The 23,642-nt window shown below is 39.1% G+C and carries 25 protein-coding genes and 1 riboswitch; of the genes, 8 read left to right on the top strand and 17 right to left on the bottom strand.

Going from position 1 to position 23,642, the window contains the following annotated elements; all coding sequences use genetic code 11:
• Positions 1-625 (top strand): IS256 family transposase (locus C1726_RS15500; protein ID WP_180968101.1); only part of this gene is annotated, 625 nt, incomplete at its 5' end.
• 253 nt (positions 626-878) lie between these two features.
• Here the strand turns inward: C1726_RS15500 and C1726_RS15495 are convergent.
• Positions 879-1,118 (bottom strand): YuzB family protein, encoded by a 240-nt coding sequence (locus C1726_RS15495; RefSeq protein ID WP_102273994.1) that lies wholly within the window; start codon positions 1,116-1,118, stop codon positions 879-881.
• A gap of 482 nt (positions 1,119-1,600) precedes the next feature.
• Here C1726_RS15495 and C1726_RS15485 point away from each other — a divergent pair, with 482 nt between their 5' ends.
• Positions 1,601-2,668, top strand: coding sequence for an NAD(P)/FAD-dependent oxidoreductase (locus tag C1726_RS15485; protein WP_102273992.1), 1,068 nt, complete (start codon positions 1,601-1,603; stop codon positions 2,666-2,668).
• Between the two features lie 240 nt (positions 2,669-2,908).
• Here the strand turns inward: C1726_RS15485 and C1726_RS15480 are convergent, their stop codons facing one another.
• Positions 2,909-3,232, bottom strand: coding sequence for a YuzD family protein (locus C1726_RS15480; protein WP_102273991.1), 324 nt, complete (start codon positions 3,230-3,232; stop codon positions 2,909-2,911).
• A 160-nt stretch (positions 3,233-3,392) separates the two neighbouring features.
• Here C1726_RS15480 and C1726_RS15475 point away from each other — a divergent pair, with 160 nt between their 5' ends.
• Positions 3,393-3,632 carry a NifU family protein gene (locus C1726_RS15475; protein WP_057767840.1) on the top strand — a complete coding sequence of 80 codons (240 nt, stop codon included), beginning with the start codon at positions 3,393-3,395 and terminating at the stop codon, positions 3,630-3,632.
• Between the two features lie 258 nt (positions 3,633-3,890).
• Here the strand turns inward: C1726_RS15475 and thrB are convergent, their stop codons facing one another.
• From thrB to yutH, 4 genes are all read right to left on the bottom strand, one after another.
• Positions 3,891-4,796 (bottom strand): homoserine kinase, encoded by a 906-nt coding sequence (gene thrB, locus C1726_RS15465; protein ID WP_102273989.1) that lies wholly within the window; start codon positions 4,794-4,796, stop codon positions 3,891-3,893.
• The gene (gene thrC, locus C1726_RS15460) at positions 4,793-5,854 is read right to left on the bottom strand and encodes a threonine synthase (protein WP_102273988.1); all 1,062 of its coding nucleotides are present in this window, start codon (positions 5,852-5,854) and stop codon (positions 4,793-4,795) included. Before thrC ends, thrB begins: the two co-directional genes overlap by 4 nt.
• On the bottom strand, positions 5,851-7,149 hold the full coding sequence (locus C1726_RS15455) for a homoserine dehydrogenase (RefSeq protein WP_102273987.1): 1,299 nt from the start codon (positions 7,147-7,149) through the stop codon (positions 5,851-5,853). The genes thrC and C1726_RS15455 overlap by 4 nt, the downstream gene beginning before the upstream one ends.
• Positions 7,150-7,470: 321 nt before the next feature.
• Positions 7,471-8,478, bottom strand: coding sequence for a spore coat putative kinase YutH (gene yutH, locus C1726_RS15450; protein ID WP_102273986.1), 1,008 nt, complete (start codon positions 8,476-8,478; stop codon positions 7,471-7,473).
• Between the two features lie 194 nt (positions 8,479-8,672).
• Between yutH and C1726_RS15445 the strand changes: the two genes are divergently transcribed.
• Positions 8,673-9,173, top strand: a complete 501-nt coding sequence (locus tag C1726_RS15445; RefSeq protein WP_102273985.1) for a phosphatidylglycerophosphatase A family protein — start codon at positions 8,673-8,675, stop codon at positions 9,171-9,173.
• 28 nt (positions 9,174-9,201) lie between these two features.
• Here the strand turns inward: C1726_RS15445 and C1726_RS15440 are convergent, their stop codons facing one another.
• The 3 genes from C1726_RS15440 to C1726_RS15430 form a co-directional block, all read right to left on the bottom strand.
• Complete coding sequence (locus C1726_RS15440; protein WP_102273984.1) at positions 9,202-9,969, bottom strand: TIGR01457 family HAD-type hydrolase; 768 nt, start codon at positions 9,967-9,969, stop codon at positions 9,202-9,204.
• A 252-nt stretch (positions 9,970-10,221) separates the two neighbouring features.
• Complete coding sequence (locus C1726_RS15435; protein ID WP_102273983.1) at positions 10,222-10,659, bottom strand: DUF86 domain-containing protein; 438 nt, start codon at positions 10,657-10,659, stop codon at positions 10,222-10,224.
• A gap of 19 nt (positions 10,660-10,678) precedes the next feature.
• Positions 10,679-11,983, bottom strand: a complete 1,305-nt coding sequence (locus C1726_RS15430; RefSeq protein ID WP_102273982.1) for an EAL domain-containing protein — start codon at positions 11,981-11,983, stop codon at positions 10,679-10,681.
• A 183-nt stretch (positions 11,984-12,166) separates the two neighbouring features.
• Here C1726_RS15430 and C1726_RS15425 point away from each other — a divergent pair, with 183 nt between their 5' ends.
• Together C1726_RS15425 and C1726_RS15420 are read left to right on the top strand one after the other, a co-directional pair.
• Positions 12,167-12,433: a DUF3055 domain-containing protein gene (locus C1726_RS15425; protein WP_102273981.1), complete on the top strand. Its 267-nt coding sequence runs from the start codon at positions 12,167-12,169 to the stop codon at positions 12,431-12,433.
• Positions 12,434-12,537: 104 nt separating this feature from the next.
• Positions 12,538-12,831, top strand: a complete 294-nt coding sequence (locus C1726_RS15420; RefSeq protein ID WP_102273980.1) for a cytosolic protein — start codon at positions 12,538-12,540, stop codon at positions 12,829-12,831.
• Positions 12,832-12,915: 84 nt separating this feature from the next.
• Here the strand turns inward: C1726_RS15420 and C1726_RS15415 are convergent, their stop codons facing one another.
• The gene (locus C1726_RS15415; protein WP_102273979.1) at positions 12,916-13,191 is read right to left on the bottom strand and encodes a YutD family protein; all 276 of its coding nucleotides are present in this window, start codon (positions 13,189-13,191) and stop codon (positions 12,916-12,918) included.
• Between the two features lie 241 nt (positions 13,192-13,432).
• On the opposite strand from C1726_RS15415, the gene C1726_RS15410 reads away from it, so the two are divergent.
• Positions 13,433-14,017, top strand: a complete 585-nt coding sequence (locus C1726_RS15410; protein ID WP_235822786.1) for a YhcN/YlaJ family sporulation lipoprotein — start codon at positions 13,433-13,435, stop codon at positions 14,015-14,017.
• Between the two features lie 360 nt (positions 14,018-14,377).
• On the opposite strand, the gene lipA is transcribed toward C1726_RS15410, so the two are convergent.
• Entirely contained in the window at positions 14,378-15,295 is a 918-nt protein-coding gene (lipA, locus tag C1726_RS15405; RefSeq protein ID WP_102273978.1) for a lipoyl synthase, read from the bottom strand.
• A 245-nt stretch (positions 15,296-15,540) separates the two neighbouring features.
• On the opposite strand from lipA, the gene C1726_RS15400 reads away from it, so the two are divergent.
• Positions 15,541-16,488 (top strand): M23 family metallopeptidase, encoded by a 948-nt coding sequence (locus tag C1726_RS15400; protein WP_235822865.1) that lies wholly within the window; start codon positions 15,541-15,543, stop codon positions 16,486-16,488.
• 45 nt (positions 16,489-16,533) lie between these two features.
• On the opposite strand, the gene C1726_RS15395 is transcribed toward C1726_RS15400, so the two are convergent.
• The 6 genes from C1726_RS15395 to C1726_RS15370 form a co-directional block, all read right to left on the bottom strand.
• Complete coding sequence (locus C1726_RS15395) at positions 16,534-17,241, bottom strand: ABC transporter ATP-binding protein (RefSeq protein ID WP_102273977.1); 708 nt, start codon at positions 17,239-17,241, stop codon at positions 16,534-16,536.
• Entirely contained in the window at positions 17,234-18,022 is a 789-nt protein-coding gene (locus tag C1726_RS15390) for an ABC transporter ATP-binding protein (protein ID WP_102273976.1), read from the bottom strand. The genes C1726_RS15395 and C1726_RS15390 overlap by 8 nt, the downstream gene beginning before the upstream one ends.
• A 1-nt stretch (position 18,023) precedes the next feature.
• Positions 18,024-18,971 (bottom strand): branched-chain amino acid ABC transporter permease, encoded by a 948-nt coding sequence (locus C1726_RS15385; protein ID WP_102273975.1) that lies wholly within the window; start codon positions 18,969-18,971, stop codon positions 18,024-18,026.
• A 12-nt stretch (positions 18,972-18,983) separates the two neighbouring features.
• The gene (locus C1726_RS15380; RefSeq protein ID WP_102273974.1) at positions 18,984-19,859 is read right to left on the bottom strand and encodes a branched-chain amino acid ABC transporter permease; all 876 of its coding nucleotides are present in this window, start codon (positions 19,857-19,859) and stop codon (positions 18,984-18,986) included.
• Between the two features lie 230 nt (positions 19,860-20,089).
• Positions 20,090-21,292 carry an ABC transporter substrate-binding protein gene (locus C1726_RS15375; RefSeq protein ID WP_102273973.1) on the bottom strand — a complete coding sequence of 401 codons (1,203 nt, stop codon included), beginning with the start codon at positions 21,290-21,292 and terminating at the stop codon, positions 20,090-20,092.
• Positions 21,293-21,612: 320 nt separating this feature from the next.
• Complete coding sequence (locus tag C1726_RS15370; protein ID WP_102273972.1) at positions 21,613-23,193, bottom strand: Na+/H+ antiporter NhaC family protein; 1,581 nt, start codon at positions 23,191-23,193, stop codon at positions 21,613-21,615.
• Between the two features lie 145 nt (positions 23,194-23,338).
• A riboswitch (Lysine riboswitch) is annotated at positions 23,339-23,545 on the bottom strand.
• Between the last annotated feature and the right edge of the window lie 97 nt (positions 23,546-23,642).

The following is a 23,642-nucleotide window of genomic DNA, read 5'->3' as shown; positions in this document are numbered from 1 at the left end:
AACCGCCATTAATGAACAAAATGGTCGAGAAATCCTGGGTTTAAAAGTAGATCACGCTGAGAGCTATGAGGCTTGGCAAAGATTTTTTCAGTACTTACAATCTCGTGGTCTTCAATCACCTAAACTAATCATATCTGACGCACATAAGGGCTTAAAAAAGGCTATTACCGAAGAATTTGTGGGGACTACTTGGCAACGCTGCTCCGTGCATTTTAAACGTAATATCTTTAATCATTTGCCAAAAAAAGACATGGATGACGTAAAAATTGGCTTAAAGAGAATATTTGACGCTGTAACAATTGAGGATGCTAGAGAATTTAAAGAGGAATTTGTGAAGCATTTTGCAGAAAATCCAAAACTAGATAAGGCAATATCGACGTTAGAAGATGGCTTCGAAGATGCCATTCAATACTTAAACGAACCTTCGAAATATCACCTTTATATTCACTGTACAAATTCATTGGAACGATTAAATCAAGAGGTTAGGAGAAGGGAACAAGTTATAAGGATTTTTCCCAATACACAGTCAGCGTTTAGATTAATAGGGGCACTTTTAATGGATATTGCAGAACAACAAGCAAACAAAAAAATAAAGGTAGGGAATACTCCATACCAAAGAAATTAGATGATAAGTTGTTTTAGGTATGTTGGACGGCCTAATTTCGAATTGACATTGAGCCTCCGCGGGCATGATGTAAAGCCAGGAAGCCAGGAGTTTAACAACCCCTGGCTTGCCCTCCAGGCTATCATGCCCGCCCCTCAATGTAAATTCGAAATAGTGTAGTCCACTTATTATAGTTTTGATTATGTCGAAGTATATTGTTGACACTTTTTACACAAAATTCAGGACTTGACTTCATTCCGGGAATCAATACCGATTAAAACATCGGATTATCCTCTAAAAATTGATATATATTTTCTACCAGCTCTTCTGGTGTTTCACCTGTTACTGGTTCCCCATTTACAAGTGCAAAAAGAGAATTTGCACACTTTCCGCAGTAGCCAAGGCAGCCATACTCAATTACATCCAGATCATAATCCTTTTCCAGGATTTCTAAAGCCTTTTGTGAACCGCTTGCCAAATTGCTGAAACAAAACTCAATGATTGGCTTAATCACTTCGATCACCTCTTACCTTAATTGCCATCTATATAAACGATTATTATAAAAAGTTTTGATAAGTCCGCTATGGACCTGTGCATATTTGCATCATCATCATGCTACCTTTTTTCATATGTTTCCGCAATTATTTTTACTTTTATTGTCCCTATTTTGTGTAAAAAATAAATTGTCGGTCTGATTCATTGAACAAGCCTTTATGTACGGAGTAATAACCAGCGCAGTGAAATGAGGCAGACCGACATTTACATGCTTCGTTTTGAGCAGATGCTCATGAATGTTTTATATCCACTTCTCACTTTGGCACTTTTTACTATTATCGATTTGTTTTGTCAAGTTTCAGCTATTGCTGTTGTGATTTTGTCACAATTTCGTTATACTTTCTATGAATATAGGGTATTAGATATTATATTTCAAAATTTTTTTAAAGTTATTTTTCAGAAAAATCACTACTTTAGAGCTGACTTAAAGGGGAATGTAAAATGAAGAATCTTGTAATCCTTGGCGGAGGCTATGGCGGTATGAGAGTGCTTGCAAGGCTTTTGCCAAATCATCTTCCAGAAGATGTATCTATTACACTAATTGACCGTGTTCCGTATCATTGTTTAAAAACGGAGTATTACGCATTAGCTGCCGGGACTATTTCGGACCAGCATGTTCGTGTGGCATATCCGGAACATCCGCGATTAACAATCAAATATGGAGAAATTATTGGCGTAGATATCGAGAAAAAACAGGTGCTATTACAGGGAGAAAATTCTGTTTCTTATGACGATTTAATCATTGGTCTCGGATGCGAAGATAAATACCACAATGTACCAGGTGCAGATATTCATACTTACAGCATTCAAACCATTGAAAAATCACGCGCAACTTATCAGGCATTAAACAATTTAACTCCAGGCTCAGTTGTAGCAATTGTCGGTGCTGGACTAAGCGGGGTGGAAATTGCTTCTGAGTTGCATGAAAGCCGTCCTGACTTAAGAATTAAATTATTTGATCGTGGAAGCCATATCTTATCAGCCTTCCCAGAAAGACTTAGCAAGTATGTTGAAAATTGGTTTGATAGCCACAGTGTTGAAATTGTGAGCCATTCAAACATTACACGTGTAGAGGAAAATACGCTTTTTAATCATGATGAGCCAATCTCCTGTGACGCGATTGTTTGGACAGCAGGGATCCAGCCGAATAAAGTCGTACGGGAGTTGAATGTTGAGAAAGATTCACAGGGACGCGTCGTTTTAACGAAGCACCATAATCTTCCAACAGATGAGCATGTTTATGTTGTCGGCGATTGTGCAAGTCTTCCGCATGCTCCAAGTGCCCAGCTTGCAGAAGGACAAGCCGAGCAAATTGTGCAAATTCTATTAAAACGCTGGAATGGGGAAGAACTTCCAGAAGAAATGCCAACGATTAAGTTAAAAGGAGTTCTTGGTTCACTTGGAAAAAAACACGGCTTCGGCGTTGTTGCAGAGCGGCCAATTACTGGCCGAGTGGCTAGAATGATTAAATCAGGAATTTTGTGGATGTACAAGAATCACCGTGGGTAAATTCCCGATTAGGCTTGGAGGACACTCGTTCCCTTATTTTTAACAAATTGAGTTAATTCCTGATATTTGAGGAAATACGTTCCGTTAGTTTGTTTTCATACAGGAATTTCTTCATCTATGTCACAAATAACGTACTCAGTGTCCAACTAGTCCAGAAATTAGGGATATATAATCAAAATAACGAATTCACAGTTCACATGGTAGAAATAGAGCATTTCCCTTATGGAAAATGCTCCTTTTTTATTCTGCTATATACCCGTGCTTTTCCATTTCAGCATAAATGGTCTTCAATCTTGGATTTCCTTCGCCAACTAGCTGATCCTCAATCAAGACAACAGGATAAAACAAATCCTCCTCAATAACCTTACTTGCAAAGATTCTTTTCTCTTCATCCTCAGGAGGATTGTGAATGTCTACATACGTGATTTTAAACGGCTGATCAGGATATTTTCTCTGTATGGCTGCTTGGAGCCATTCATATGTTTCTTTTGAAGAAGGAAGGTTCACACAGCTTGGGCATAACTGCTCCGCTCCATATACACTTATTTCAACCTCTCGTTTCATTCCATTTCCCCCTTAAATAAAATTGTATCCTTCATTCTATTTTACAATATTATAATAATAGAAACTTAAGTAATTTCTCATTTAGTGGAAATCCGCGTCTTTAAATAGATTTTTGCAGTGAGAATGATTATAATAATTAATAGGAAAGGGGTAGATACAAATGGCAGAACAAGCAACAATTATTGAGCAAGTTCAAGAAGTATTAGATAAATTGCGTCCATTCCTTCTACGTGATGGAGGAGACTGTGAATTAGTTGATGTTGAGGACGGCATCGTTAAGCTCCGTCTGCTTGGTGCTTGCGGCTCATGCCCGAGCTCAACGATCACATTAAAGGCAGGAATTGAGCGCGCACTTTTAGAAGAAGTACCTGGCGTTACTGAAGTAGAACAAGTATTTTAATGCGAAAAGCGATGTCAATAGAGACATCGCTTTTTATTGACCATTTTTGCTAATTTTCTTATGCTTTTTTTGCAGATTATCCTGTATTTTTGCAAATCACTTATGCATTTTTGCAAAATCACTGGTATTTTTGCAAATTCCTCATTATTTTGCAAATCACCTATACTTTTTTGCAAATTCTTCAGCATTTTTGCAAATACCTTATGCTTTTTTGCAAATCCCTCATTATCTCTGCAAAACTTCATGTATTTTTGCAAATCATCTTGTATAATACACCTTGCTCCCAGTTTGTTCAATATTTAGAAAGCGGTACTCCATTTCTGGCAGCAGCTTAGCCAGCTTCTTTGCTAAATCCATGCCAGCTCCCTTTTCTGCCAAGCATAATACCGTTGGTCCCGCACCGCTTAATGCTACTCCGAATGCTCCGAAGTCTGGTGCCAGCTCCTCAATGACTTGCAAGTGCGGCACAATTTCTTTTCGATATGGATGATGGTATCGATCCGCCTTCATCATCTTTCCGACCTGCCTATAATTTCCATTTAGCAGAGCAGCAATCATCACATTCCCAACAGCCCCAGCTTGTACAGCATTTTCATATAAAAGGGTTTGCGGCAACACTCCCCTTGAATCCCTTGTTAAAAGTTCTTCCCTTGGAATCACTGCAACAATATCGATTTCAAGGTGATGAAAGGATTCAACACTTACTTCGTCCTCAAACTGGCAGCCTACAACCAGCCCGCCTAAAAGAGAAGCACCAACATTATCTGGATGTCCTTCAATTTTAGAAGCCCATTCCAATTTTTCTTGTTGAGTCAGATGGAGTTTACATAGCGCATCGGCTAACTCAATTCCAGCGACAATGGCGGCCGCGCTAGAACCAAGACCTCTTGCAAGGGGAATATCACTTTTTACTTTAATCCGGCAAGCTGGGAGCTTTTGATTGTATTTTTCTGCAGTTTCTATGGCAATTTGTAAAATATAATTCGTATTATCCTTTGGAAAAATGTTCAACTCTTCAGAAAGAGGAACAACCTCCCATTCAATCGCCGTTTCAACTTCTAATGTTAAATAAACATCTAGGGCCAAGCCTATTGAATCAAAGCCTGGACCTAAATTTGCTGAGCTTCCGGGAACTCTAATAATGAGCATTTCACCTTCGCTCATACATGAACAACTCCCTTTATATGCTCGGCAACTGCCAACTCATTATTTGGCAGGCATACTGGTTTAACAGGACTGTATTCAATCGCAACATTCGGATCCTTAAGTCCATTACCTGTCAAAATAGCGACAACTCTTGATTTATGAGGGATTTCCCCATGACGGAGCTGTTTATAGATGCCAGCAAGCGATGCACAGGAAGCGGGCTCCGCAAAGATTCCTTCGGATGAGGCTAATTTTCTGTACATGCAGAGGATCTCTTCATCGCTCACTTCATCAATTTTCCCATCTGATTCATTTAATGCAGCTGTTGCTAAATGCCAGCTTGCTGGATTTCCAATTCGGATTGCTGTTGCCACTGTTTCTGGATTTTCAAAGATCCGATTATGAACAATTGCAGCTGCTCCTTCCGCCTCAAACCCATGCATGCGCGGCAATCCGGTATTTTTTTCTGCATGATATTCTTTAAATCCCTTCCAGTACGCACTAATATTTCCTGCATTGCCGACAGGAAGTGCAAGAATTTCTGGAGCTTGCCCTAATTGATCGCAAATTTCAAATGCAGCTGTCTTTTGCCCCTCTAAACGGTAAGGATTTACTGAATTTACTAGAGTAATAGGTTCAACTTCACTAATTCTTCGAACCATAGACAATGCTTCATCAAAGTTTCCTTCTATAGAAATAATTTCAGCCCCATAGATAACAGCCTGAGCAAGCTTTCCCATCGCTATTTTTCCCTCAGGAATAACAATGATGCATCGTAATCCAGCTCTTGCAGCATAAGCTGCTGCTGCTGCAGACGTATTGCCGGTGGAAGCGCAAATAATCGTATCGCTTCCCTCTTCCTTTGCCTTCGCAACTGCCATAACCATTCCTCTATCCTTAAATGAACCAGTTGGATTGGCCCCTTCCGTTTTGACATATAAGTCTATCCCCCATTCATCAGACAGCTTATTAAGCCGGATGAGAGGTGTATTCCCTTCATTTAATGTAAGTAACGGTGTATTCTCATTTATTGGCAAATACTCTTTATAGGCTCGTAATAAACCTTCCCACTTCATACATTTGCACTCCCTTCCACCCGGTATGAACTTTCAATTGTTTGTACGGCATGCAAATCTCTTAATTTAACTAGACTATCCTCGTAATCTTGCAGAGAAGCTTGATGAGTAACTAGTACAATTTCTGCAAGTCCCTGTTTCTTTAAAGGAAGCTGGAGAATCTTCTCAAAACTCACCCCATGTTCAGAAAAAATAGAGGTAATATCAGCAAACACACCGACTTCATCTTTCACATGCAGGCGTAAAAAGTATTTAGAATAAATTTCTCCCGATTCCTTAAGCTGTTTTTTGTATTGAGGAGTTACTGCACTTTTCCCAGTTACGCCTAAACGCATATTCTTCATTACGCCTACAAGGTCAGAAACAACAGCTGTTGCAGTTGGCAAGCTGCCTGCTCCAGGTCCGTAAAACATCGTTTCCCCGACAGCTTCCCCATATACATAGACTGCGTTAAATTCGTCCTGGACAGATGCTAGAGGATGGGATTCTGCTAATAAAGTAGGCTGAACACTGATCTCAACTTTTTCTCCTTCCCTATGAGCAATACCAATCAGCTTCATTGTATAGCCAAGCTGCTTGGCATATTCTAAATCGTTTGCTGTAATTCCTGTAATTCCTTTTACTTTTACATCATCCAAATCAATCTTCATTGAGAATCCAAGTGTAGATAGGATCGCCATTTTTCTCGCTGCATCCAGCCCTTCGACATCTGCGGTTGGGTCCGCCTCTGCATAGCCGAGCTCCTGTGCTTCCTTAAGCACTTCTTCATAGGCACTGCCGAACTTCGACATCTTTGTTAAAATAAAATTAGTTGTTCCATTTACAATCCCCATCATCTTTGTAATTCTATCAGAGGCAAGGCCATCGACAAGGCTTCTTAAAATAGGTATTCCACCAGCAACACTCGCCTCATAGAACAGATCACAGCCATTTTCCGAAGCAATTGTCAGTAGCTCCGCCCCATGTAAAGCCATTAAATCTTTATTAGCAGTAACAATATTTTTCCGATTGAGCAGCGCTTGTTTTAAATACCTTTTCGTTTCATCAATCCCGCCCATGACTTCAATAATGACATCAATTTCTGGATCATTTAAAACTTCATCAGGATTAGTTGTTAATCGTTCCTTTTCAACTTGAACGGCTCGCTCCTTATTCAAATCCTTCACAAGGATCTTTTTTACCTTAACAGGACAGCCTACTTGGTGTATCAGCTTATCTTGATGATTTTCAATGATTTTCACAACACCTGACCCGACCGTTCCTAAACCTAATAAACCGATTGATATTTCTTCCATTTTTATTCCCCTCTCGTTCAATCGCTGTTGTTCTTTCTGTATGTACATTTGTATTTATATAGTAGACATTATAGTGCTGATTCCATGTTATTACAATAGTTTTTTCTCATTATTCTGATGAAAGGTACTTTAACCTATTTTAAGACAAAAACATTCATGAGCATCTGCCCACAACCAATGATGTAAATGTTGGTCTGCCTAATTTCAACTGCACGGGTTTTCACTCCGTACATAAAGGCTTGTTCAATTAATCAGACCAACCATTTATTTTGAAACATAAAAAAATACACCTTCAAAAAAAGGTGCATGAATATTCAAACTTTACCTTTTTAGCCAATCCACTAAAGGAATCTTCCACTTCTGGACCGGGACCTCAGCAAAATCATAAAAACGTGCTAGAAAGCGCTCATGATCATCTGATTGCTGAAGGTACTTATGAAGACTTTCCTCAAGCAGTTTTTTCTCCTGTTCTGATTCCGTTCCATAATACGTTTCAATACAAGAAAAGTAATGAAGCGGAAATAAAATACGCGCATAATAAAGCCGCCATGAAAATGAAGATAAGGGGGCAATACTTTGATAATCTGCAATAAACTTCCGCATTTCTGGCTCATATGTTTTAATATTATGGAAATACTTTTCTCTCGTCCACTCAGCAAGATCTCTTGAGGAATGGTCAAAAACCCAATCAAAAGGGTTCTTGATATAATAGGAATTTCCCCATGTATCATCAGTAAACCGGCTATGGCAAACTGTACCGCTATCCATGAATGAAGGCTCATCATCCAGCTCAGTATCTACCAGGTATTGAATGGAATTTTCTGCTATGCCCATATAATAGGGAAATGATTCTAAAAACATTCGTTCAAAATCATTATCAGGCTGCTGAAAGAGCATATCATTCCATACCTTTTCCATTTGATCCAGCCTCATTTCCCAAAGCTGCTTCCACTGGCCAATTCGGCTTAATTTATTGACTGAAAAAGAAACGGACCGCCCCCGGTAATGGAACTTTGCTAACTTTCTTCCAAATCGATTAACCTTTCGATTCTGAATATGCTCGTTTTTTAACACACAATACTTCCGATTTTCCCATTCGCTAATTTGCTGTCCTTCTGTTGTTTTTAAAAAAGTGCTGCAATATTTTTCGCCGTTTTTTGCAAGATGATCTGCTAACATTTCTAACTCGGTTAATTCGTCTGCTTCATATCCTTCTACAGGGACGATTAAATAGAGTTGCCCTTGTTTTCTGCATGCATGATACTTGCCAACTCGTATCTCTTCATCAAACTGAATTCCATATTGTTTTTCAAGCATACGGTTTAACATGTCTTCACCTCTTTTTTCAGGCACCTTAGGTCATATATATGAATGGCGAAAGAAAAACTTGATCTTTTCTTGATTAAGATGGAATGAGTCGGATATGATGAAAGGGTAGATATTTCCAAGAACCCTGTAATGGCATAATTCCATGCTAGATCGTATATATTTAAGGAAAATATAACAGAAAATAGGTGGAGCCGATGAATGAAGAAAAGTCAGTTGATCAAATAGAACAAAAAGCGCGAAAATGGCTGCATGACCGTGGGGTAGAAATTCAAGACATTGCCGATTTAGTCTACTTTCTACAAGAAAAGTATCATCCCGATTTACAAATGGACGTTTGCATCGAAAATGTCGAACGTGTCCTTTCTAAAAGAGAGGTGCAAAATGCTGTTCTGACTGGCATTCAGCTCGATATGCTTGCAGAAGAGAAAAAACTATTGGAACCATTGCAGCACGTCATTGAAATTGATGAAGGTCTGTACGGGGTAGATGAAGTCTTAGCATTATCTATTGTCAATGTATATGGATCAATCGGGTTTACAAACTTTGGCTATATCGACAAATTAAAGCCTGGCATTTTAAAGGATTTAAATGATAAGAGTTCAGGAAAATGCCATACTTTCTTAGATGATATTGTAGGTGCTATCGCGGCAGCTGCCTCAAGCCGCTTAGCGCATCGGGCACAAGGGACAAAATAAAGGATGGAGAATCTCCATCCTTTGTTGTTTATATAAATTTCCAATGGTCAAGTGAATCAACCACATATGTCGGTTTCTTCTCGTAGCCTGCAAGCAGCTCCTTCGTTGTGACTCCTGTATGAACAAGCAGCGTATCCAGCCCTGCATTCATCCCAGCTAATATGTCTGTATCGTAATTGTCGCCTACCATCAGCGTTTCTGACTTTTTTGTACCTAGTACTTGTAATGCCTGTTCCATAATAATCGATTCGGGTTTTCCGATAAATATCGGATTCGTTTGTGTTGATACAGTGATAACGGATGTTAAAGAACCGTTACCAGGCAGAAGTCCTCTTTCTGTCGGAATAGCAATATCACCATTCGTTGAAATGAAGGCAGCCCCATTTCGAACAGCTAAGCATGCAGTGGCAAGCTTTTCATAATTAATGGAGCGATCAATTCCTACAACAACATAATCAGCATTCTCTTCTGCAAATTTTATTCCTTTGTCTGCCAATGCTGTTCTTATTCCTTCCTCCCCAATCACATAAGCTGAAGCATCGTTCTTTTGTTCGTAAATGTAATTAGCTGTTGCCATGCTCGTTGTAAATACTTGCTTTGTTGCAGCAGGGATCGAGAATGAACGAAGCTTCTCTGCAACCTGCTCTGGAGTCCTTGAAGAATTATTCGTGACAAACAGATGCGGCAAATCCAGCCTAATCAGTTCATTCACAAAGTCTGCTGCTTCCTTGATTAGCTCCGTTCCCCGATACATCGTACCGTCCAAATCAATTAAGTACCCTTTATATTTTTTCATTTCCATCACTCCTAACTTTATCATCACCTAATTGAATCACAATCATTATAAGAAAAGAGCAAGCGGCTTGGTCACCCCCGACAAGCATAAGACGAGCTGGATGGAAGGTTGTTCTTTAACCTTCTAGCCAGATTGGCTTATGACCTCGAGGGGGTAGACGCTGGAGCTAGACAAATTCTCTAACTCCAAAGCTATAAATTGTGATATTAGAAAAAGGCCGGAAACATTCCGACCTTTTTCTGCTAATTACATTTAATTACGAAATGCTGAAACAGGTCCAAGTTCATTCAATAGGTACGCCCTTACACTTGCTGGAAACTGCTTAATGACAGGTAGTTGTTTCGTAAATACCTCAACAAATTCTGCATGATTAATTTCTGTATAGTCCTGTACGAGCATTTTTCGATACTTAATAATTTGTTTACAGCTAACGCTTAAGTCCTTATGTATTACCTTTTCATCATCTAAAATATCGACAATATCTTCGTAGCTTCCAGGGTCTCGCATGATGAATCCATCAATCATTGAATTTCCTACATCTAGAATGGCTTCAATCATTAAATGGCAAACTCTCTCCACAGCAGCTTTTTCAATCGGTGAATCCCAATTTTTCATTTGCTCAAAAAGAAAAAATTGCTGTTCTAAAAACACAAGTGTTGTTTCAATCTTTTCCCTGTCAACAAAATACATATTTTTCACCCTTCTTCAATTATGATGATTTGAGGCCTTGTATAAGTGCGGTCGGGCGAGAATAATAATACCCTTGTGCTAAGTCAACCTTATTTCTTGAAAGGACCGATGCCTCTTCTTGATTTTCAATTCCTTCAGCCACAACTAGTGAACCTGCCTCACGTGCAATTAAGAGTAATCCTTGCAGCATAGATTCCTTAACCGAATTTTTATCAATATCCTGTATAACCGAACGATCAATTTTAATAATATCAGGCATAATTTCACTAATGGAATGGAGACTTGCATATCCAGCACCCGTATCATCAACAGCAATCCGGAACCCTAATGTTCGTAATACCTTTATATTGTATAAAAAGTTTTCCATCCCATCAATCGAGTCCCGCTCTGTAATTTCCAAGGTAAGCTGTCTAGGAGGAATATTTTTATTTTTTGCCAGCATCTTTTTAATATCTCTAATAAACCGATCATTTCCTAAAGTAATCGGTGTGAAGTTAATAAATATATCCTGTGTGCACCCAGTTGCATTAATTTGATCTAATATTTTCTCAAATACAATCATTTCAAGATCATAGAGCAACCCTGTTTGTTTAGCTACAGAAAATAGCTGAAGCGGACTTTCTAATCCAGTTCCCTTTGGCCCTCTTGTCAGCATTTCCCATGCCTTTACCTCACCTGTTGCTACATTAATAATGGGCTGTGCAAGCATTCGAATATCTTTTTGAGAAATAATTTTATTTACTGAATACAGCATATCATTGAATTCTGAACGTACTCGCTTTTCAGCCATTGCCAATGCCTGCTGCTGAGCCTTTTGAATCGCTTCCTGAATAGAATAATGCTTCTTTTCGATAAACATGTAACCTGTGTCAAAAATCGGTTTTGCGGCTGGCATTTCTGCATACAGATTTTTCTCTGATTCCCGCAAAATCTTTTTCATTCTTTTGTCAATTTCAGTTACACTGTAGCGGTTATGATCAATCGATAAAAATAATGTCAGTCCATCGCTAGAATAATCATGAAGGGCAATGATATCCTCTTCTTCGATTTCCTGTTTAATAACCTCCCAGAAGGTATTCTTTAAACAAGAAATAAACTTCATATATCCTTGTTGCCCAAGCTGATTGGGAAGCTCCCTTAGATTATTAATATTAAAAACAACAATTGCCACTTCATTGCCACTTTTAAAAGCTCTTTTTACCCCGGTCGTAATGGGGTCCCGAATAATAAACTGCGGGGGATAATCACGCATCTTATGTAATGGAAGGAAAATTTTCATCCATTTGCCAAAGGTTGTTATCTTTTCATTGCATCGATGGACCATTCGCTTCATTCCTCTTTCGGTGCTGTATTCTACATGTTCTTATTTTATCATAAAAATAGTTTATTTTTCCGAAACTAGAAGGATTTGTGGAAATAAAATTAGCAAATGGGAAATACTCTTTATTCTAAAAGGAAGGTAGGTTACTATTAGTAATAGAATATAGACAAAAAGGAGAACCTATCTATGTCTGAGCGCTTTTTTTTATATGATGATATTGTAGATACAAAAACAAGATTTGTCAGCTTTATGGGGGAAAACCAACGCTTTGATTTAGCAATCATTCAATCCGATCGCTATTATGGAAAACAAATTGTTCTTGATATTCAGGGAAGTCGATTTGCGATCATCGGTGATGATGACTTAAAGGAAGAGGGGTATTTGGAATATGCCTTTAACCTCAATGAAGAAGATGCTGAGGAGCTGCGCTCTTTCCTAATGGAGTTAGTATAGACCTTTGAATGAATTCATTGTGTATCACAAATAATAAAGGAGAACCTTTTAGTAAGTGAAGGTTCTCCTTTTTTCCGGAAAAATGTTTCTGAGGTGATATTTCTATGGCTGATAAAAAACAAAGAATCTATACGGACTTTTCAAATGTAGAAACCCAAAGAAATTTCCTGACTGCTGAAGAATACCCAGAAGGTCCCTATGGTTCCCCAATCAATAAATATGAGCCGGTTGAAAATAAAAGTACCCCTTGGCTTCCAGAACAACGGAAATATAGCGCTTATAATTTCGAAAATAAAACATTGCATGAAGATATCCCTCGGCAAATGGAGGGGGCACACCCGCCTCATGACGAGCCTGACAAGACAATGCAGACGCCTTATTCAGATTACCAGAAATAAGAAATGCACAAGCGCCTCGATCACCTTTCAAAATGAAACAGAGGCAATCTGAAAGTCGAGATTGCCTCTGTCCCGTATATCATTTTATTTCTCCACTTTCTTTGCAACGAAATAGGCGCAGCCAAAATTACAAAATTCATATAAATATTCCGTTAATGTACTAATTTTTGTATCAAAGGTTGCTTTCTGATTTTGATCATCAAAAAAGCCCCTCAGTCTTAGCTGACCATATCCCCAATCGCCTACAATATAATCATATCTAGTCAATATCTCGCTGTATCTTCCACGAAATGCCTCTTCATTAAAGCCATTTCGATGATCTTCTATTACTTCATAACAAATATTATTAATACATATCACGATTTTCACCCCGTTCGAAAAGCACAAGTGCCTTGATAACCCCCGAGAAGCACAAGACAAGCCTCCCGGAAAGGTGCTTTTTACCTTTCTGGAGGATTGGTTTGTAACCTGGAGGGGCTAGACACTGGAGCTAGACAATTCTCTAACTTATCCATATAACCATTATTAATTAAATTATAACTGATTCCCCATCAATTACTAAGAGAAAAAAATAATTGCTTGGCAATTCTATAATTAGGAGGTGTTTCATATTAAAAAAACTCTAATTATTACAGGTATTTGCGCCCTTGCCGCTTTAACTGCATGCCAAAACAATAGTAAGAATATGGCACAGGATGAGATTTATGAAGAAAGCGGCAATACAATTAATGTGAATGATCAGCGTGCTGACATATATAACAGAAATAATGGGTCAACTAATAAAAATGAAGATTTTGGCTATGTAAGACATCAAAGAAGCCCAATACTTGGAGAAAATGTATCCAATGATCATTATGCTGAGATTGATCGCGAAAAGGTTGCCGACATCATTGGAAAGTATTGTACGGAGGTACCAAATGTCGATGATGTTTCCACACTCGTCACCGACCAGGAAGTTTTGATTGTCTATGCCACTGATACAGATAATCAAAATGCTACAGCCGATCAAGTGAAGAAAATGGCAATGTCTGTTGTCCCAAGCTGGTATAAAATCTATGTAAGTGATGATACGTCCTTAAGACAAACTGTTGAAAGCTATGCAACATTGGACTCAGATAGCCGAACCGCTCATTATGGTATTGATAAAATGATTAACGAAATGAAAAAGTCTCCACAAGGAAAATAGAAATGCACATGCGCCTCGATCATCGCCGTACAAACGCAGAAGGTCTCCGTAATCCAGCTGCGGCTCCTAGCCCCTCGAGGTCATAAGCTGTACTGGCTCTGTGGCAAAAAATACGCCACGCCGCAGTCCATCTTATGCTTGTCGGGGCTAAACAGTCGTCTCGCCTTTTAATGACTGAGATAAGGGAAACACGGTGAGCGTGAGCGAACCGATGTTGACGCAATCGTTGCGGAGGGTTCCTGAAGATTGATAGGCGATAGACGCTTGTGCTGGACAGTTCCTAATGAAATGCACAAGTTCCTAGAGTAAATGCATGTTTAAAAAGAGTTCAGCCGAAATTAGCTGAACTCTTTCCTATTTTTATGCTTCTTTTGCTTCCATTTCTCCTAATGCCTGTTTTCGTTGAGCAGCGGCATTAACTTGTTCATCTGCATGGTAGGAAGAGCGAACAAGCGGACCTGCTTCACAATGACTGAAGCCTTTGCTTAAGGCAATTTCCTTGAACTCGTTAAATTCATCCGGATGATAATACTTTTGCACCGTTAAATGCTTCTTTGATGGCTGCAAATACTGACCAATTGTCATAATGTCAACATGATTCTCTCGGAGTGCATCCATTGTTTGGATAATTTCTTCCTTCGTTTCTCCAAGTCCAACCATTAAGCTTGACTTAGTTGGAATATCGGGCTGCAGCTCTTTTGCACGGCGCAAAAATTCTAAGGAACGGTCATATTTTGCACGTGCTCTTACTCTTGGAGTAAGTCTTTCAACCGTCTCGATATTATGGTTTAAAATATCTGGACGTGCATCCATCAGTATTTTTAAATTTTCAAGTACCCCACCCATATCAGAAGGAAGAACCTCAATCGTTGTAAACGGGCTTTTTCTGCGGATTGCTCTAACTGTTTCAGCAAATACAGCAGCTCCGCCATCCTTTAAATCATCTCTTGCAACAGCAGTAACAACCGCATGTTTTAAATTCATTAATGCAACAGAGTCTGCCACTCTTTCTGGTTCTTGTAAATCAAGTTCTGTTGGCAATCCCGTTTTAACAGCGCAAAAACGGCATGCTCTTGTACAAGTATCCCCTAGTATCATAAATGTTGCCGTTCTTCTGACCGCCCAGCATTCATGAATATTTGGACATTTCGCCTCTTCACATACGGTATGCAGCCCTTTATCGCGCATCATTTTCTTTAAACCCGTATAATTGTCATTTGTGTTTAATTTTATTTTCAGCCATTCCGGCTTACGTAAATATTCTTCTTGTTTGCTCATATTCCCACCCCATTATATGAAAAAATAGCATTAGAATTAAAATAGGTGCCTTCATATTCCTATGAATTCCCTGATGTCACTTTATCATAAGGAATAGTCTAGGACAAGTCGAAGTCAAGAGGATTACCAATAATTGATATAGATGAAATTTATAGAACCTCACATAATAAGGAGAGCAATAATGTGAAGGGAGGAATATTGTGCGACTTTTTCTCATTAGTATTTTTGCCTTATCCATTTTATTTTTGCCTAATTTAACAGGGCACACGCAAACAAACCAAAAAAATGAGTATGAATTGAGGATGGAATTATACCAAAGGATGGAATCCGTAACAAATATTCCTTGGTATTATCTTGCTGCAATTGACCAATATGAACGAAATGTAAGACAAGCTAGAAGGGATATACCGAAGGCTGAAGGAATAACAGGCATTTATTTTAAACCTGAAATATGGGCGGGACCGTTAAATCCTAATCCTAATGACGACAATCCACTCTCCATCCAATTCTTTAATGGCTTAGGCATGGATGGCGATGGCGATGGAAAAGCTGTCCATTCTAATGATTCAGATGCGCTTTTTGCCTTAGCCTCATACCTTTTATCTTATGGGATAGATCATGATAATCTAAAGATCGGTTTATGGAATTATTATAAACGCGACAAAACTGTTAGCCTTATTATTGGAAAGGCTAAAATATATAAACAATACGGACGGCTAGATCTTGATGACCATGCATTTCCAGTCCCGCTTAGAAGCAATTACAGCTATAAAAGTACTTGGGGGGCTGCAAGAGGATGGGGAGGCAGAAGGTCACATGAAGGAACAGATATTTTTGCGGATTATGGTGTTCCTGTCCGAGCTACTGCATTTGGAATTGTAGAAATGAAAGGATGGAACCGCTTTGGAGGCTGGAGGATAGGTATTCGTGATATTAATAATAACTATCATTATTTTGCCCATTTAAGCGGGTTTGCTAAAGATTTAAAGCTTGGTCAAATTGTCGAACCAGGCATGCTTATTGGCGGGGTTGGCAATTCCGGATATGGTCCCCCTGGAACCTCAGGAAAGTTTCCTCCTCATCTTCATTATGGCATGTATAAGGATAATGGCTATACAGAATGGTCCTATGATCCTTTTCCACATTTGCGTTTATGGGAAAGGCAAGAGCGGTTAAAAACAAGAAAGAAATAATCACTTCACTAAAATAAGAGAAACCCCATGTGGGGCTTCTCTTATTTAATGTCCTCCAAGGTATGCATTTTTTATTTCTTCACTCTCCTTAAGCTCTGCAGCTGTGCCAGAGACAATTACACGCCCCGTTTCGATTACATATGCCCGATTCGCAACCGATAAAGCCATATGAGCATTTTGTTCAACAAGTAAAATGGTTGTTCCACCTCGATTAATTTCCTCAATAATTTCGAAAATGGTTTTTACCATTAGAGGAGCTAGCCCCATGGAAGGCTCATCTAATAATAGGAGCTTTGGTCTTGCCATGATCGCTCTTCCCATCGCTAACATTTGTTGTTCTCCCCCTGAAAGTGTGCCAGATAATTGCTTACGGCGCTCAAGCAGCCGAGGGAATGTTTGGTATACCTTTTGAATATCACTTTGAATCTCCTTCGAATCCTTTCTTAAAAAGGCACCAAGCTCTAGGTTTTCCTCAACTGTCATATTGGAAAACACTCGTCTGCCTTCAGGAACATGAGAGATCCCAGCTTTTACAATTTCCTGAGCTGGCTTTCCTGCTATCGCATGATTTAAATATTGAATGGTTCCACTCTTTGGTTTAAGCAGACCAGACAGAGTTTTCAAAAGTGTGCTTTTCCCTGCTCCATTCGCTCCTATTAGCGTAACAATTTCTCCCTCTTTTACATCTAAAGAAACACCTTTCAATGCATGAATATTGCCATAAAACACATCTAATTGGTCAACTTTAAGCATGGTCGTTCGTAACCTCCTCTCCAAGGTACGCTTCGATAACTTTTGGATGATTTCGAATCTCTTCAGGTGTCCCTTGTGCTATAAGCTGTCCATGGTCCAAGACATAAATCCTTTCACATATCCCCATGACAAGATTCATATCATGTTCAATTAAAAGAATCGTTAAATCAAATTTTTTACGGACAAAAGCAATTAATTCCATTAGTTCATGTGTTTCTTGCGGATTCATTCCTGCAGCTGGTTCATCAAGCAATAAGAGGCGTGGTCCTGCTGCTAAAGCTCTCGCAATTTCCAATCTTCTCTGCTGGCCATACGGCAAATTTTTAGCTGCTTCATTTTTATATTTATCTAAGTTGAAAATTTCCAGGAATTCTATCGACTTTTCCTCCATCTCTCTCTCTCCAGAAAAGTGCGAAGGAAGGCGTAAGATCGAGCTTATAATAGAATGCTTAGCTAAAGAATGATAAGCCACTTTCACATTATCAAGCACAGATAGCTCATTAAAAAGACGGATATTTTGAAATGTACGGCTAATTCCTTTCCGCGTTACCTGATAAGGTGCTAATCCATTCAGTTTTTGTCCATCTAATTCAATCGCCCCTTCAGTTGGTACATATACACCTGTCAGTAAATTAAAGCAGGTTGTTTTTCCTGCACCATTTGGGCCAATTAACCCGATAAGCTCTCCCCGATTGATTTCCATATTTAATTCTGAAACAGCCTTCAGTCCCCCAAACTGAATGCCCGTATTTCGCACTTGCAGCAAAGGCATACTCCCCATACTAATTGCCCCCTTTCACACTCTTTACACTTTTCCACTTACCAAAAATATCTGTAATCTCACGTGTTCCCATCAAACCTTGAGGGCGATAAAGCATAACGATAACGAGCACCAGGCTGTAGATGATCATTCGTGTTTCAGGATAATCCTGTAAGAAGGTTGAAACGAGCGTAAGAAGGATAGCAGAAATAACTGCCCCTGAAAGGCTGCCGAGGCCACCCAGTACAACATAGATTAAGATATCAAATGACTTTAAGAAGCCAAAGTTTGTTGGCTGGATAATATAGAAGTTATGCGCATACAGTCCGCCAGCAATTCCAGCAAAAAATGAGCCTAAGGCAAAGGCAATAACTTTATAATAAACAGTGTTAATGCCCATCGCATCTGCCGCAATTTCATTTTCTCTAACTGAAATACATGCACGTCCATGTCTTGAATTTGTAAAGTTCATAATGACTACAATCGTAATAAATAGACAAATGAACGTATATGTCCAATTCGTTAAATGGGAAACCTGCATACCTGCAGCACCACCGACATAGTCAATGTTCAAGAAAACGATCCGAATAATCTCCGCAAAACCTAAGGTAGCAATCGCCAAGTAATCGCCTTTTAAGCGCAGGCTGGGAATTCCAACAATTAGACCAGCTAAGGCAGCAATAATCCCCCCTACCAAAATGGCAATTGGAAACGGAAGCTGTAATTTCATTGTGAATATCGCGGAAATATAAGCACCTACTGCTAAAAATCCAGCATGTCCAATGGAAAACTGTCCCGTGATTCCGATGACTAAATGAAGACTGACGGCTAAGATGATATTAATGCCGATAAAGATGAGTGTATTAGAATAGAATTGATTTAAGATACCAGCGTTGATGAGTAGTTGAACCGTTCCATAAAGCACAATTGATAAAATTAGAAAGAGCCAAAATCCTTTTACCTTTTTCATAGACTTCCTCACCTACACTTTCTCTCTTGCATTTTTACCGAAGATGCCTGACGGTCTAAATAAAAGAATTAATATAAGAATGATAAATGCTGCAGCATCTCTCCAAAGTGAATAGCCTAATGCACTAACAATCGTTTCTACCACACCAAGCACAAGACCTCCAACCATTGCCCCTGGAATAATTCCTATTCCCCCCAGCACAGCTGCAACGAATGCTTTCAGGCCAGGAATAATCCCCATTAATGGTTCAATTTTCGTATAATACACACCAAAAAATACACCCGCTGCTCCTGCTAATGCAGAGCCTATAGCAAAGGTAGCTGAAATAGTTGTGTTAACATTAATCCCCATCAAACGAGCAGCGTCCATATCATGAGAAACCGCACGCATGGCCTTTCCAATTTTTGTCCGATGAACAACAAATTGCAATAAAATCATTAAGACAATGGAGACTGAAAGAATCAAAATCGATTGGCTGCTGATTTGCACCCCAAATAAATCAAACGTTTTGTTGGACAACGCATCTGGATAAGCTTCTGGCTGTGCCCCCCGGAAATAGATCACGACATATTGAATGAGAAGAGATAATCCAATTGCTGTAATTAATGCAGCTATTCGAGTCGCATTCCGAAGTCTTCTATAGGCGATGCGCTCTATTAGTACACCGAATATGGCACATACTGCCATCGCCAAAAGTAATGCTGGAAAAAAGCCTAACCCCCAACCCGCAATTGCATAAAACCCTACAAAAGCACCAATCATAAAAACCTCGCCATGAGCAAAGTTAATTAACTTAATGATTCCATAAACCATCGTATACCCTAATGCGATTAGCGCATAGATACTCCCGAGTGAAATACCATTTATTAATTGCTGTATCCATTCCATATTCATTCACTCCTTTTTAGAAAAGCGTAAGCGCCTTGCTTTGTGCCGTATGGGCTGGAGCAACCCCGCCGAAATAAAGGAAACGCATTCGATGTTGATTTATCGCAGGAGGGGAAGGGAAGCCCAATAGCCGCTAGGCGCAGAAGCTGGACAACTGTCTAACTTCAAGAATTCCCTCTTTAAATTAGAAATGGGAGGATACATTATCCCCCCATTTCTCCAGCCCTATCTTACGGATTCACTTTAGACTTGAAGACTTGCTTCCCATCTTTATGTTCTAAAACAGTAGCTGATTTAATTGGGTTGTGAAATTCATCAACAGTTACGACTCCAGTTACAAGAGATAAATCTTTCGTTGCTGCAAGAGCATCCTTAATTTTTGATGCATCAGATGTATCGCCAGCGCGTTTCATTGCATCTACTAAGAAATAAACAGAGTCATAGCCTAGAGCATTAAATGCATCAGGAGACTTTCCAGAATATTTTTTTGAGAAGCTTGTTACGAACTTTTGAATTGTTTCATCTGGATCTTGTGCGGAATAATGGTTTGTAAGGAATGTGTTATTTAACGCTTCAGCACCTGCTAAATCAACAAGAATTGGCGAATCCCAGCCATCAGCGCCCATAAAAGGTACCGTAATGCCCATTTCACGTGCTTGCTTAATGATTAAGCCCACTTCTTCATAATAACCAGGGATAAAAATAAATTCTGGGTTAGCAGACTTAATACGAGTTAGTGTTGAACGGAAATCTGTATCTTTTGCTACATAAGATTCTTCAGCAACAACTTTTCCCCCAGCAGCCTCGAAAGTTTCTTTAAAAGATGCGGCTAAACCTTTTGCATAATCACTTGCATTATCTGCATAGATTGCTGCATTTTTAATATTCAAATCTCCTGCTGCAAAATTAGCTGCAACCGTTCCTTGGAATGGATCAATAAAAGAAGTACGGAATACAAATTCATTTACTTTTCCATTCGTCCCAACTGTTACGTTCGGGCTAGTTCCAGATGGAGATAGTAGAATGGTTTTATTATCGTTGGCAATTTGCGCTTGTGCTACTGAATTTCCACTAGTAGCTGCGCCAATGATAGCCGTTACTTTATCTTGGTTTGTCAATTTAATAGCAGCGTTTGTCGCTTCTGCTGCATCTGATTTATTATCTACTTTAATGATTTCTATTTTCTTGCCGTCTACTCCGCCGCTACTATTAATCTCTTCAACAGCAAGATCAATTCCTTCGGCAATCCCCTGCCCATAAGAAGCAACAGCTCCAGAAAGCTCCAGGTTTGCACCGATTTTAATTGTATCTCCGCCACTGCCAGAGTCTTTTGAACCTTCAGTACCGGCCTTTTCCCCGCCGCAGCCAGCCAATACTCCAGCAACCAATGCCGAAGCCATAAGTACTGAAGTAATTTTCTTTCTAAAAAACATCTCTACTCCCCCTTTTATTTCTGATTGTTCTGAACATTTAGATCGAATTGAGGTTTTGTGGCTGTTCATTCACCAATTTGACTTTCACATCTACCCCCTACAAATAGCCAGTTCTTCCTTCAAATAAAAAAATAGTGATAAATCCTAGTATTATCTGACTACTTGATATAATCTAAAGACAGTATAATATTTTTAGATTAATCTGTCAAAACAATATTTTAGCAAGATTATAACTATTCAAAATATTATATTACAATTACTTAAGATTTATATCTTTTGAACAATAAAAGGCTCTCTCATCTAGAGAAAGCCTCTTATATTTACTCTGTTTGCGTACCCTGCCACCAGTCTTTTGATCGTCTGCCAGCTATTATTATAAAAGTAATTAGGATTGCTGCTACTGTTAGAAGTGCTAGGATTGTACTTCCTGTGAAGCCTATTACGACATAACCGATCGCTGCAATAATTGCTGATATGACCGCATAAGGCAGCTGTGTCATCACATGGTCCATATGATTACAGCCAGCTCCTGTAGATGAAAGAATTGTTGTATCAGAAATCGGAGAACAGTGATCACCAAACACTGCACCTGCTAACACAGCGGCTAATGCAGGCAAAAGAAGATTTATATCCGTTGCCGCTGCAATATCCCCAGCAATTGGAAGCAAAATTCCAAACGACCCCCATGATGTTCCTGTACTAAATGCCATAATACAAGCAATAACAAAAAGGATTAACGGCAGAAATGAAGGATTTAAATTCGTACTCTCAGCAATACCTGCTAAATATTTTCCAGTTTCTAATCGCTGGATTAAGTCAGCAATGACCCAAGCAAATAGAAGAATGTATACAGCCGGGAGCATCGATTTCGTTCCTGCCCAAACACCCTTTCCAAATGCTTGTCCTTCCACACCTTTTAAAACAAAAACTTGGCGGATAAAAAATCCTAATGTAACAATTAATCCAAGAAGCCCGCCAAGAATAAGTGACTTGGTCACATCCGTATTTTCAAAAATAGCTAAAACAGAAACATTTCCTTCCGTGCCCGCAGCTCCTGTCCATATCATCGCTCCAACTGTTCCAACAATTAGTGCAATAATTGGCCAAACCAAATCGCCTACTGATCCTCTCGTGCTAGTCGGCAGATCGTCTTTCAATTCCCCAGCTGCTGGCTTCGCAGGGTCCGCAACTAAGCCTTCCTTTACAGCTCGCCGCTCGTGCACTCTCATTGGTCCAATTTCTACCCCTTTGAAAGCGACTATGAATACCATTGCTAAAGTGGCCCAGACATATAGGTTCATCGGAATGATTTGCATAAATGCAGAGAAAGCAGAGTACTCTGTTATATTATGAGATGCGAGAATTGTACCGATTAGTGCAATAATAGAAGCACCCCAGCTTGATACAGGTGAAACAACACATATTGGAGCAGAAGTTGAATCAATTAAATAGGCTAGCTTCGCCCTTGACACCTTTTGTCGATCAGTGATCGGCTTGGAAATTTGTCCAACTGCAAGCGCGTTAAAATAGTCATCAATAAAAATGATCATACCTAATACAACAGTAACAATTTGTGCTCCTACACGGGACTTTACCCGCTTGATTGCCCATTCACCGAACGCATGGCTTCCGCCAGAGATAGAAATAAATGAAGTAATGATTCCTAATATAATTAAGAATAAAAGAATATAAATATTGGATGTATTCATTTCACCATCTGCAATAAATAGCCCTTTTATTGCCCCAAAAATGATATTGAACATTTCTGATATACTGAATTCAGCAAGCAAAATAGCTGCTGATACGATTCCCACACCTAAAGATAGCAAGACTCTTCTCGTCAAAACCACCATGACGATTGCTAACAAAGGGGGGATTAGCGAAAAAATGGTATTTTCCATTTTTATTCCTCCTCTTTTTATTATGGGATTCGGATTAAACGATTATCCCTTTCCTTAGAGGGAATTCGATAATGATAGAAAAATAAAAAAGAGTAACGATAGAGATGATCTATCATTACTCTTATAAGTAATAAGATTCTCCATCACGACCTGTAGCTCCCCAATATGAAGGATTAGTAAAACAGATTTTCTGCTTGCCCTTCATAATGACAGTGTTACCCTTATTCAAAGTAACCCCAGCAAATGATTGCTGACACAAATTCATTTGCTTCGGCAGAATTCCCTTTAGGCTGTGATCATTGTTGTCATCCTCACACAGCTTACTCTTAAATTCTGCACCTCTACCCCATCGGATATGATAAGGTTTATTCAATTTTTTATTACTATACCAGAATAATAGATAAGTGACAAGTTCTATAATAAAAATGAAGGGTTCCTTTGTGTTTTAT

Source organism: Cytobacillus massiliigabonensis (assembly GCF_900199725.1).
Taxonomy (GTDB): Bacteria; Bacillota; Bacilli; order Bacillales; family Cytobacillaceae; genus Cytobacillus; species Cytobacillus massiliigabonensis.
Note: the sequence above shows the minus strand (reverse complement) of the source record. Positions and strands in the feature narration are given on the sequence as shown.